This is a genomic window from Asanoa sp. NPDC050611 (assembly GCF_040654855.1).
Classification (GTDB): Bacteria; Actinomycetota; Actinomycetes; order Mycobacteriales; family Micromonosporaceae; genus Asanoa.
This window is the reverse complement of record NZ_JBFAIU010000039.1, coordinates 23,655-34,786: the sequence shown is the minus strand read 5'-3', so window position 1 is coordinate 34,786 and position 11,132 is coordinate 23,655. Positions and strand designations below refer to the sequence as shown.

10 protein-coding genes, 2 tRNA genes and 1 pseudogene are annotated in these 11,132 nt (G+C 70.3%); 4 read left to right on the top strand and 9 right to left on the bottom strand.

From position 1 onward, the window contains the following. Together AB0H87_RS09160 and AB0H87_RS09155 are read right to left on the bottom strand one after the other, a co-directional pair. A pseudogene (locus AB0H87_RS09160) lies at positions 1-198 on the bottom strand (efflux RND transporter periplasmic adaptor subunit); the annotation flags it as partial. Next, a complete protein-coding gene (locus tag AB0H87_RS09155) occupies positions 195-719 on the bottom strand; it encodes a hypothetical protein (protein ID WP_360141947.1) in 525 nt (174 codons plus the stop codon). The pseudogene AB0H87_RS09160 and the gene AB0H87_RS09155, both read right to left, overlap by 4 nt. A 118-nt stretch (positions 720-837) precedes the next feature. Between AB0H87_RS09155 and AB0H87_RS09150 the strand changes: the two genes are divergently transcribed. Both AB0H87_RS09150 and AB0H87_RS09145 read left to right on the top strand, forming a co-directional pair. Continuing rightward, positions 838-1,494 (top strand): response regulator transcription factor, encoded by a 657-nt coding sequence (locus AB0H87_RS09150; RefSeq protein WP_360141945.1) that lies wholly within the window; start codon positions 838-840, stop codon positions 1,492-1,494. Beyond that, entirely contained in the window at positions 1,491-2,729 is a 1,239-nt protein-coding gene (locus AB0H87_RS09145; protein ID WP_360141943.1) for a HAMP domain-containing sensor histidine kinase, read from the top strand. The genes AB0H87_RS09150 and AB0H87_RS09145 overlap by 4 nt, the downstream gene beginning before the upstream one ends. Here AB0H87_RS09145 and AB0H87_RS09140 read toward each other — a convergent pair. Continuing rightward, positions 2,662-3,522 carry a MerR family transcriptional regulator gene (locus AB0H87_RS09140; RefSeq protein WP_360141941.1) on the bottom strand — a complete coding sequence of 287 codons (861 nt, stop codon included), beginning with the start codon at positions 3,520-3,522 and terminating at the stop codon, positions 2,662-2,664. The two genes, AB0H87_RS09145 and AB0H87_RS09140, sit on opposite strands and share 68 nt — an antisense overlap. 48 nt (positions 3,523-3,570) lie before the next feature. On the opposite strand from AB0H87_RS09140, the gene AB0H87_RS09135 reads away from it, so the two are divergent. Then, entirely contained in the window at positions 3,571-3,888 is a 318-nt protein-coding gene (locus AB0H87_RS09135) for a nuclear transport factor 2 family protein (protein ID WP_360141939.1), read from the top strand. Then, positions 3,885-4,748: an oxidoreductase gene (locus AB0H87_RS09130; RefSeq protein ID WP_360141937.1), complete on the top strand. Its 864-nt coding sequence runs from the start codon at positions 3,885-3,887 to the stop codon at positions 4,746-4,748. The genes AB0H87_RS09135 and AB0H87_RS09130 overlap by 4 nt, the downstream gene beginning before the upstream one ends. Here the strand turns inward: AB0H87_RS09130 and AB0H87_RS09125 are convergent. The 6 genes from AB0H87_RS09125 to gyrB form a co-directional block, all read right to left on the bottom strand. After that, a tRNA-Ala gene (locus AB0H87_RS09125) sits at positions 4,727-4,802 on the bottom strand. The two genes, AB0H87_RS09130 and AB0H87_RS09125, sit on opposite strands and share 22 nt — an antisense overlap. 30 nt (positions 4,803-4,832) lie before the next feature. Beyond that, positions 4,833-4,961, bottom strand: a complete 129-nt coding sequence (locus tag AB0H87_RS09120; RefSeq protein ID WP_278080137.1) for a DLW-39 family protein — start codon at positions 4,959-4,961, stop codon at positions 4,833-4,835. Positions 4,962-4,998: 37 nt separating this feature from the next. Further along, positions 4,999-5,072, bottom strand: a tRNA-Ile gene (locus AB0H87_RS09115). 95 nt (positions 5,073-5,167) lie between these two features. After that, positions 5,168-6,040, bottom strand: coding sequence for a DUF3566 domain-containing protein (locus AB0H87_RS09110; RefSeq protein WP_360141935.1), 873 nt, complete (start codon positions 6,038-6,040; stop codon positions 5,168-5,170). Positions 6,041-6,043: 3 nt separating this feature from the next. Continuing rightward, a complete protein-coding gene (gene gyrA, locus AB0H87_RS09105) occupies positions 6,044-8,575 on the bottom strand; it encodes a DNA gyrase subunit A (RefSeq protein ID WP_360141933.1) in 2,532 nt (843 codons plus the stop codon). A gap of 141 nt (positions 8,576-8,716) precedes the next feature. Then, positions 8,717-10,663, bottom strand: a complete 1,947-nt coding sequence (gene gyrB, locus AB0H87_RS09100) for a DNA topoisomerase (ATP-hydrolyzing) subunit B (protein WP_360141931.1) — start codon at positions 10,661-10,663, stop codon at positions 8,717-8,719. Positions 10,664-11,132: the final 469 nt, after the last annotated feature.

The following is an 11,132-nucleotide window of genomic DNA, read 5'->3' as shown; positions in this document are numbered from 1 at the left end:
GACCGGGTCGCCGTAGCCGAGCCGGCCGTCGACCTCGTCGGTGGCGACCAGCGTCTGCCGGGTCACCGAGGCGGTCTTGGCCGGCTGGTCGCCGGCGTGCGCCGTACCCCCGTCGCCGCCGCCGAAGCCGACCGCCGCGGTGACCGCGGCACCGGCCGCGACCACCGCGATGCCCGCCGCGAGGAGGACCCGCCTCACTTGCGCACCCCCGGCTTGCCGCTGGGCATGGGCACGACGTCGCGGCACTTCTCCAGCGCGGCGAGCACGTCGTCGTCGTGCTTGTCGAGGATGTACTCGCGGACCGCCGCGCCGCCGTCCGGATCCGGGTCCGGGAAGTCCGGCACCCCGTTGGCCCGCATGCACTCGGCCAGCGCCCGCTGCGTCTCGATCTGGTCCGGGTTGAGCTTCACGTCCTTGCCGCCGCCCGGCATCAGGTCCCGGCAGGCGTCCACCGCGCCGAGCACCTTGGTCTTGTCGACCTTGTCCAGCTGCACCCCGAGCCCGCCGCCACCCGGTTGCGGGTCGGGCATGTCGACGCCGTGCTCGCGCATGCAGGCCGCGAACGCCCGGCCCTGCTCGCCGTCGTCGGCGGCCGCGCTCGCGCTCGGGGCCGGCGTGCCGCCGCCGGCGGTGGCCACCCCGGGCGTCGCGCCGGCGCTGTCACAGGCGGCCAGACCAAGACCGAGCATCAGCAGCGGTACGACCAGCGACAGTCTCATCGTTGTCTCCTCCCTAATCGGATTCCGGGAGCAGTTCACCGGCCGGCGGATAAGGCCGGCATCAAGCGGGGCCGAACGCTTATGGCGGCTTTATCCGCTGGTCGGCGACCATGGCGGGGTGCGCGTGCTGGTGGTGGAGGACGAGCGGTTGCTGGCCGACGCGGTCGGCGAGGGGCTGCGCCGCGAGGCGCTCGCGGTCGACGTCGTGTACGACGGGGACGCGGCGCTGGAACGGCTCGGTGTCAACGACTACGACGTGCTGGTGCTCGACCGCGACCTGCCGATCGTGCACGGCGACGACGTCTGCCGGGCCGTGGTCGCCTCCGGCGCGGACACCCGGGTGCTGATGCTGACCGCCGCGGTCGACGTCGCGGACCGGGTGGCCGGCCTGGGCCTGGGCGCCGACGACTACCTGCCGAAGCCGTTCGCGTTCGCCGAGCTGGTGGCCCGGGTGCGGGCGCTCGGCCGGCGCGCCCGACCGGCGGCGCCGCCGCTGCTGACCCGGGCCGGCCTGGCGCTCGACCCCGGCCGCCGGTCGGTCACCCGCGACGGCCGGCCGCTGGCCCTGTCCCGCAAGGAGTTCGCGGTGCTGGAGGAGCTGCTGCGCGCCGACGGTGCGGTGGTCAGCGCCGAGCAGCTGCTGGAGCGGGCGTGGGACGAGCACATCGACCCGTTCACCAACGTGCTGCGGGTGACCGTCATGACGCTGCGGCGGAAGCTGGGCGAGCCGCAGGTGGTGCTGACCGTGCCGGGAGTGGGGTACCAGATCCGATGAGACGGTTGACCGTGCGCGCCAAGCTGACCATGACGTACGGCCTGGTGTTCCTGATCGGCGGCGTGGCCCTGCTCGCGGTGACGTACGTGATGATGGACGCCACCCTGGACCGCCAGAAGATCAGCGCCTCGGTGGTCTTCGACGGAAAGACCGGCACGCAGTTGCCGGCCTCGGCCAAGGAGGTCCTCGCCGGTCTCGCGATCGACAAGGAAGTGATCAACAAGGCCGTCAACGCCCGGCCGCTGACGTCGGCACAGCGGGAGCAGATCAAGCGCAGCGTGGAGCTGGCCGAGCGGCTCCAGGACGACCTCAACCAGCGGACGCTCAACTCGCTGCTGACCCGCGGCAGCATCGCGGTCGGGATCGTCACGGTGGTCGGGCTGTGGCTCGGCTGGCTGATGGCCGGCCGCACGCTGCGCCCGCTCACGCAGATCACGGCGACCGCCCGGCGCGTCGCGGACCGCAACCTGCACGAGCGGATCGGCCTGTCCGGGCCGCGCGACGAGCTGCGCGAGCTGGCCGACACGTTCGACGACATGCTGGCCCGGCTGGACGCGTCGTTCGACGGCCAGCGGCGGTTCGTCGCCAACGCGTCGCACGAGCTGCGTACACCGCTGGCCGTGAACCGGACCGTCCTGGAGGTGGCCATGGGCCGGCCGGGCGCGCCGCCGGAACTGCTGCGGCTCGGCGAGACGCTGCTCGAGGTCAACGCGCGGCACGAGCGGCTGATCGACGGCCTGCTGACGCTGGCGCGCTCGGAGCAGGCGGTGGCGGACCCGGTGCCGGTCGACCTGGCCGAGGTGGCGGCGCGGGTGCACGAGCAGTTCGCCGGGGAGGCTCGCGGTGTCGGGCTGTCGTTCGACCGCGGCGGCGCGCCGGCACCGACCGCCGGCGACCCGGTGCTGTTGGAACGGCTGGCGCAGAACCTGGTGGAGAACGCGATCCGGCACAACGTCAGCCCCGGCGGGGAGGTCACCGTGACCACTCGCGCGTCGTCGGACCGGGCTGTCCTCACGGTGACCAACACCGGACCATTGATTCCGGCGTACGAGGTGCCGGGCCTCTTCGAACCCTTCCGGCGCCTGACGGACCGGGTGGGTTCAGCGCGCGGGACCGGCCTGGGCCTGTCGATCGTCCGCTCGGTCGCGCGCGCACACGGCGGCGAGGTCACCGCGCACCCTCGCCCGGGCGGCGGGCTGGTCGTCGACGTGGCCCTGCCGCTGCGCCCGAGGTGAGGCGGAAGACCGGCCAGCCGATCTCCGTGCGCCAGCGGGCGGGCTCGTCGGTGTCGCGCGGGCCGACCAGGTACGTCTCGTAGATCGGGCCGTCGACGGCCAGCGCGTGGTCGACCACCCAGGTGCCGAGGCGGCCGTAGGTGACGTCGATGTCGTCGTGCGGCCCGTGGTGGACCGCGACGGCCAGGTCGACCGGCGGCAGCTCGAGCGCCTCGATCCGGCCCTGCGCCCGCGGATCGGCGACCGGGTGCCACACCGACACCGCGCCGGCGCCCTCGGTGAACAGCTCGTTGGCATAGCGGCCGCCCGGTGGGCCCGTGCGGGTCGGGAAGGCCGCGTCCAGTTCGGCCATCGCCGCCGCGTACCAGGTGATGACGTCCGCCTGTGTCACCCGGTCGCTGATCGCGGCGACCGTGCGGGCCGGGACCGAACGAAGCTCGACCAGCAGCTCCGCCGCGTCGGGCTGGAGCAGTTGGCGCAGCGAGACGACCGCGGCCCGCGTGCGGTCCAGCTCCGCCTCCAAGCGCTGCAGATGCCGCGCGATCAGCTCGGTGCGCCGGCCCGGGTCATCGGTGGCGAGGATCGACTTGACCTCCGCCAGCGGCACGTCCAGCTCGCGGAGCCGGTGGATGACCTGCGCGGGCGGGATCTGCTCGGCCGTGTAGAAGCGGTAGCCGGTGAACCGGTCGACGTGGGCCGGTTCGAGCAGGCCGGCCTCGTGGTAGCGGCGCAGCGTCCGCACGCTGAGGTGGGTCAGCGCGGCGAACTCACCGATGGTCAATCCCGGGCGCACCGGCCCAGTCTGGACCCTCTCCCCGGGGGAGACGCCACGGTTGGGGACATGAGTGCCAACGACATGCTGCCGGCCGTGATCACGGGCTATCTCGCCGGAGCCGACGCCAGGTTCTTCACCTCCGACGCCGTCGTGCGTGACGACGGACACACCTACCGGGGTACGGACGAGATCCGGGGCTGGCTGGCCCGGGTGGCCGGTGAGTTCACGTGGACAGCCACGTTGACCGGGGCGACCAGGCTCGATGCCGCGCGCTACGAGGTGCGGCAGCGGATCGAGGGTGACTTCCCCGGTGGGGTGGTGGACCTGCGCTACCGCTTCACGCTGCGCGGCGCGCTCGTGTGTGAGCTGGTGATCGAGCCGTGAGGACCTGGTTCGTCACGGGCGGCACACCGGGCGGCTTCGGCATGGCGTACGCCTCGGCGGCGCTGGACGCCGGCGACCGCGTGGTGTTGACGGCCCGCCGGGTCGAGTTGCTGCGGGACTGGGAGCGGGCGCAGGCCGGCCGGGCCCTGGTGCTGCCGCTGGACGTCACGGACGCCGGGCAGGTCGACGCGGCGGTGCGGGCGGCGCAGGAGCGCTTCGGCGGCATCGACGTGCTGGTCAACAACGCGGGCCGCGGCTGGTACGGCTCGGTCGAAGGCTCGTCCGACGACGCCGTGCGGCGGCAGTTCGACCTGAACTTCTTCGCCGTGCTCACCGTGCTGCGGGCGGTCCTGCCGGGCATGCGCGCCCGGCGCCGCGGCTGGATCGTCAACATGTCGTCGGTGGCGGGGCTGCGTGGGGTGACGGGGTTCGGCTACTACTCCGCGGCCAAGCACGCGCTCGAGGCGGTCACCGAGGTGCTCCGCGCGGAGGTGGCGCCGCTCGGCATCAAGGTGCTGGCGGTCGAGCCGGGCGCGTTCCGCACGAGCGCCTACGCCGGCTTCGGCGACGAGCCGGTCGAGGAGACGATCGCCGACTACCGCCCACTGCTGAACGGGATCCGCACGTCGATGGTCGCGCAGGACGGCCAGCAACCCGGCGATCCGGACCGGGGCGCCCGTGCGGTGCTGGCGGCGATGTCCCAGGACCCGCCGCCACACCGCTTGGTGCTGGGCGACGCCGCGTTCGACACGGTGACCAGAACGTTCGAGGAAGCGTTGGCGGACATCCGCGGATCGGAGAAGCTCAGCCGTGACGCCGATTTTCCAGGCGGGAGTGCTGGTGGAGCCGAGGGGACTTGAACCCCTAACCCCTGCCTTGCAAAGGCAGTGCTCTGCCAGTTGAGCTACGGCCCCGACGGCGGGTGGAGCCGCCGGTGTCGGATGTTATCGGAGGTCGGGTGCGGTGGTCGCCTCGTGCCACAGAGCCCGCTCGTCGCTGGACTCCTTGACCTTCTTGGCCACGAGGGCGGCGACGCCCACGACTCCGACGATGATCAGGAGCTTCTTCAACATTTGGGGTTAGCCCCTCACGCTCTCGGACCGTCTGAAGTGGGGCTAGCTGGAATCGAACCAGCGACCTCAGAGTTATCAGCTCTGCGCTCTAACCGACTGAGCTATAGCCCCGTGCGACCGGGCAAGGTTACCGTACCCGCTCCCCTTCCCCCAACTTGGATACCGGCATGGCGCAGGGCGCCACACCGGTATCACTACGAAGAGGGTCAGTCGCGTTCGGCGAGGGTCAGCTCGACGCCGCCGACCAGGTCGGCGCAGACGTTGTAGATGAAGGCGCCCAGCGTGGCCAGCGCCGTGAACAGCACGACGTTGACGACGCCGATCAGGGCCGACGTGCCGATCACGCCCTTGGCCGTGATCTTGAACGTGCTGCCCTCGCTGCCGCCGCTGGCGCTGATCAGGTCACCCAGGCTGGTGTTGACCTTCTCGAAGACGCCCATCGCGTCGAGCGCGAGGTAGAGCACCGCCGTCGCCACGATGACCACGATGAAGAGGACCAGCGACACGGCGAACGAGAACTTGAACACGGACCACGGGTCGATCCGCTTGACGTTGAGGCGGGCGCGCCGCGGGCCGCGGGCGCCGCCCGAGACCGTTGTGCGCGCCGTGCGGACGGCCTCGGTCACCCGGGCCGCACCCACCGCGGACGCGGAGCCGGCCGCGCCACCAGCCGCGGTCGCCGCACCCGGCGCCGTCGCGGCGGCCGGACGGCCCTCGGTCGGACGCGCCGCGCCCGGACGCGTGATCGTCGGCGGCGTGCCGGACGGGCCGCTCGCGGGCGTGGACAGGCCACCGAGCGAGGCACCCACGGAGACGGGCGACTTGCCGCCCGGAGCCGAGCCGGCGCCGGGCGAGTCGGAACGCTCCTCGGACGACTTGTTGTCGCTCTCACCCGGCTTGTCCGGCGGCGGCGGCATGCCAGGTGCCCGCGTGAACTTGGGCGACGGTGCGTCGGCGGGGACTACCGCCCGGCCTACCGCCGCGCGGCCGGCCGCGGAAGCGCCGCCGGAAGCGGCGTCGTTCGCGTCCGGGGTGGTCGAGGCCCCCGCAGCCCCCGACTTCGCCTGTGTCTCCGTCATCAACTAGTCCTGTTCGTCGGGCTCGTCGGCATTGCGAGCGATGGCCACGATGGTTACGCCGTCCGGAAGGTCCATGAGCTTGACCCCCATTGTGTTCCGATCGCGCGTTCGGCGTACAGGCTTCACCGGAGTCCGGATAACACCACCATTGCTCGTTATAGCAAACAGCTCATCGTCGGGACTGATCACCACTGCCCCTACGAGCCCGCCCCGACGCTCGGTGAGCTTAGCGGTCAGCACACCCTTCCCGCCGCGCCCCTGGACCGGGTACTCGCCGATCGGCGTGCGCTTGGCGTAGCCGCCGTTGGTGGCCACGAGGACGTCCAGATCCTCCATGCCCTCGCGGACGACCTCCATGGACAGCAGCTCGTCGGCGCCGGTGAACCGCATGCCGATCACGCCCGACGTGGCCCGGCCCATCGGGCGCAGCGCCTCGTCGGTGGCGTTGAACCGGATCGCCTGCGCCATCTTGGAGACCAGCAGCAGGTCGTCGTCGGGGCCGGCGAGCGCGGCGCCGACCAGCTCGTCCTCGTCGCGCAGGTTGATCGCGATGATGCCGCCCGACCGGTTGGAGTCGAACTCGTCCAGCTTGGTCTTCTTGACTAGGCCGTTGCGGGTGGCGAGCACGAGGTAGGGCGCCACACCGTAGTTGGCGATCTCGATCACCTGTGCGATGTGCTCGTCCGGCTGGAACGCCAGCAGGTTGGCCACGTGCTGGCCACGGGCGGTGCGGTTCGCCTCCGGCAGCTCGTACGCCTTGGCGCGGTAGACCCGGCCCTTGTTCGTGAAGAACAGGATCCAGTCGTGTGTGGAGCACACGAAGAAGTGGCTGACGATGTCGTCCTGCCGCAGGCCCGCGCCGCTGACACCCTTGCCGCCCCGGCGCTGGGAGCGGTAGAGATCCACCTTCGTACGCTTCGCGTACCCGGTGCGCGTGATCGTGACGACCACGTCCTCCCGCGCGATGAGGTCCTCCATGGAGACCTCGCCGTCGAACGGGATGATCTTCGTGCGGCGGTCGTCGCCCCACTTGGCCACGATCTCGCTGAGCTCGTCGGAGATGATCTTCCGCTGCCGCTCGGGCTTGGCCAGGATGTCGCGCAGGTCGGCGATGTCGATCTCGATCTTCGCCAACTCGTCGATGATCTTCTGCCGCTCCAGGGCCGCGAGGCGGCGGAGCTGCATGTCCAGGATCGCGGTCGCCTGGATCTCGTCGATCTCCAGGAGCTGCATCAGGCCGCCGCGGGCGTCCTCGACGGTCGGCGAGCGCCGGATCAGGGCGATCACCTCGTCGAGCGCGTCCAGCGCCTTGACCAGACCGCGCAGGATGTGTGCGCGCTCCTCGGCCTTGCGCAGGCGGTAGCGGGTGCGCCGCTGGATGACGTCGATCTGGTGCTCGACGTAGTAGCGGATGAACTGCGCCAGGTTGAGCGTGCGGGGCACGCCGTCGACCAGCGCCAGCATGTTGGCGCCGAAGGTCTCCTGGAGCTGGGTGTGCTTGTAAAGGTTGTTCAGCACGACCTTGGCGACCGCGTCGCGCCGCAGCACGATCACGATCCGCATGCCCGTCCGGCCGGACGACTCGTCGCGGATGTCGGCGATGCCGGCGATCTTGCCCTCGCGGATCAGCTCCGCGATGCGCTCGGCCAGGTTGTCGGGGTTGACCTGGTAGGGCAGCTCGCTGACGACGAGGCAGGCGCGGCCCTTCTTGTCCTCCTCGACCTCGACCACGGCGCGCATGCGGATGGAGCCGCGGCCGGTGCGGTACGCGTCCTGGATCGCCTGGGTGCCGACGATCAGGCCGTACGTCGGGAAGTCCGGGCCCTTGACGATGCCGAGCAGCGCCTCGAGCGTGGTCGGCTCGTCGGCCTCCGGGTTGTCGAGGCACCACTTGACCGCCTCGGCGATCTCGCGCAGGTTGTGCGGCGGGATCTTGGTGGCCATGCCGACCGCGATGCCCTCGGCGCCGTTGACCAGCAGGTTCGGGATCCGCGAGGGCAGGATCACCGGCTCCTTGGCCCGGCCGTCGTAGTTGTCCTGGAACTCGACGGTGTCCTCGTCGATGTCCCGGAGCATCTCCATGGCCAGCGGGTCGAGCTTGCACTCGGTGTACCGCATGGCCGCGGCGGGGTCGTTGCCGGGCGAGCCGAAGTTGCCGTTGCCGTCGACCAGCGGGTAGCGCAGCGACCAGGTCTGCGCCATCCGGACCAGCGCGTCGTAGATCGCGGAGTCGCCGTGCGGGTGGAACTGACCCATCACGTCGCCGACGACCCGGGAGCACTTCACGTAGCCGCGGTCGGGCCGGTAGCCCGAGTCGTACATCGCGTAAAGGATCTTGCGGTGGACCGGCTTGAGGCCGTCGCGGACGTCCGGGAGTGCGCGCCCGACGATCACGCTCATCGCGTAGTCGAGGTAGGAGCGCTGCATTTCGACCTCGAGCCCGACCGGCTCGACCCGGTCGCGGCTCCCGACCGCGGCTGCCGCGGCCTCGAGATCCGGCTCGCCGCCCTCGTAGGCCTCGGGGTTATCCGTCACAATTAATCCTTTTTCGCCCTAAATGCCGTTTTCGACCTGTGGATAACGGCTGTGGAAACCGACCTGTCTGTGGATAACTTCAGCGCTCGCTTCCGTTCGGGGCCGACAAGCAAGACGCATGCCGACCCCCGGAACGTTGCGTCAGATGTCGAGGAACCGCACATCCTTCGCGTTGCGCTGGATGAACGAGCGACGGGCCTCGACGTCTTCACCCATCAGCACGCTGAACAGCTCGTCCGCGGTGGCCGCGTCGTCGAGCGTCACCTGGCGCAGGGTGCGGGTCGCCGGGTTCATCGTGGTCTCCCACAGCTCCGGGTAGTTCATCTCGCCCAGACCCTTGAACCGCTGGATGTCGTCCGGCTTGGCGTTGGGCTTGGTCTCCTGGCGGAGCCGGATCAGCCCGTCGCGCTCGCGGTCGGAGTACGCGTACTGCGCGTCGTCGCCCTTCTTGTTCCACTTGATCTTGTAGAGCGGCGGCGACGCCAGGTAGACGTGGCCGAGCTCGACCAGCGGCCGCATGAACCGGAACAGCAGCGTGAGCAGCAGCGTCTGGATGTGCTGGCCGTCGACGTCGGCGTCGGCCATCAGCACGATCTTGTGGTAGCGCAGCTTCTCGATGTCGAAGTCGTCGTGGATGCCGGTGCCGAGCGCCGTGATCAGCGCCTGGACCTCGTTGTTCTTCAGCACCCGGTCGATCCGGGCCTTCTCCACGTTGAGGATCTTGCCGCGGATCGGCAGGATCGCCTGCACCCGCGGGTCCCGGCCCTGCTTGGCCGAGCCGCCGGCGGAGTCGCCCTCGACGATGAACACCTCGGACTCGCGCGGGTCCGTCGACTGGCAGTCGGCCAGCTTGCCCGGCATCGAGCCGGACTCCAGCAGCGACTTGCGGCGGGCCAGCTTGCGGGCCTGCTGCGCGGCGATCCGGGCCCGGGAGGCCTGGGTCGCCTTCGTGATGATCGTCTTGGCCTCGCTGGGGTTGCGCTCGAGCCAGTCGGCGAGCCACTCGTTGCAGACGCGCTGCACGAAGCTCTTGACCGGGGTGTTGCCCAGCTTGGTCTTGGTCTGGCCCTCGAACTGCGGGTTGGCCAGCTTCACCGAGACGATCGCCGCGAGGCCCTCGCGGATGTCCTCACCGGTGAGCTTCTCGTCGCCCTTGAGGATCTTCTTCTCGGTGCCGTACTTGTTGACCACACCGGTCAGCGCCGCCCGGAAGCCCTCCTCGTGCGTGCCGCCCTCGTGGGTGTTGATCGTGTTGGCGAACGTGTAGACCGACTCGCCGTAGGACTCGTTCCACTGCATGGCGATCTCGACCGCCATGCCCTCCTCCTCGCCGCCGAACTCGACCACGGACTTGTGGATCGGCGACTTGGTGTTGTTGAGGTGCCGGACGAAGTCGGCGATGCCGCCCTTGTAAAGGAAGGTGACCTCGCGCGCCTTGCCCTCCTCCTCGCTGGTCGGGCGCTCGTCCCGGAAGTGGATCGTCAGGCCGCGGTTGAGGAACGCGTACTCCTGCAGCCGCCGGTAGATCGTCTCGAAGGCGAACTCGGTGGTCTCGAAGATCTTCGGGTCCGGCCAGAACGAGACCGAGGAGCCGGTCTTGTTGGTGGTCTCGCCCTTCTCCAGCGGCCCGGGCTTGGAGTTGGTGTAGGACTGCCGGTAGACGTGCCCGGACTTGTCGATGACCACCTCCATCCGGGTGGACAGGGCGTTGACCACGGAGACACCGACGCCGTGCAGACCGCCGGAGACGGCGTACGCCTTGCCGTCGAACTTGCCGCCGGCGTGCAGGACGGTGAGGGCGACCTCGACACCCGGCTTCTTCAGCTTCGGGTGGAGGTCGACGGGGAAGCCACGACCGTTGTCGACGACGCGCACCCCGCCGTCGGCGAGCAGCACGACGTCGATCGTGTCGCAGTAGCCGGCGAGGGCTTCGTCGACCGCGTTGTCGACGACCTCCCAGACCAGGTGATGCAGGCCACGTTCACCGGTCGACCCGATGTACATGCCAGGGCGCTTGCGGACAGCCTCGAGCCCCTCGAGCACCTGGATCGATTCGGCGCCGTACTCCTGCTTTTTCTGCGTTGCCACCTGTTGGCCACTTTCTCGCGTCGCTCCGGCGTCTGGCAGACGCTCGGCCCGCGGCGCGGGTATGGCGGGACGGCCACCAGCGACCGGTGCGACCGGGGAGTGGGCGCACCGCTCGCCGCGCCTTCCCGCGGTCACGATCGGCTGGACATGACACGCGGGCGGCCTCGGGCCGGGGAGGACCCGATATGGTCGTCCGCGCGTCGTCCTTCGTCTGGCTCCAATCTTACCGGGCGGGAGGCTCGAACACCCATCCGGCGCGGCCCGAAAACGGCGCTAGAAGCGCCACAGCGGCCCGAACCCCTCCAGCCACGACTCCCCCCACGCGTGTGGCCCTCCGGCACGAGCCAGCCCCACGCCGACGCCTTTTCCCTCTTGATCATGAGGTGATTTCGGTGGCCGTTGTTGCCCGCGTTGTCGGTGGTCCGGACAAACCGGAAATCAGGGCCATGATCCCCACCCCAAAGGTGAC

What these genes read in the sequence shown, in the direction of transcription:
- AB0H87_RS09110 (WP_360141935.1), bottom strand. Translation starts at nt 6,040, where the DNA reads ATGACGGAGACACAGGCGAAGTCGGGGGCTGCGGGGGCCTCGACCACC.
- AB0H87_RS09135 (WP_360141939.1), top strand. Translation starts at nt 3,571, where the DNA reads ATGAGTGCCAACGACATGCTGCCGGCCGTGATCACGGGCTATCTCGCC.
- AB0H87_RS09155 (WP_360141947.1), bottom strand. Translation starts at nt 719, where the DNA reads ATGAGACTGTCGCTGGTCGTACCGCTGCTGATGCTCGGTCTTGGTCTG.
- AB0H87_RS09120 (WP_278080137.1), bottom strand. Translation starts at nt 4,961, where the DNA reads ATGTTGAAGAAGCTCCTGATCATCGTCGGAGTCGTGGGCGTCGCCGCC.
- AB0H87_RS09145 (WP_360141943.1), top strand. Translation starts at nt 1,491, where the DNA reads ATGAGACGGTTGACCGTGCGCGCCAAGCTGACCATGACGTACGGCCTG.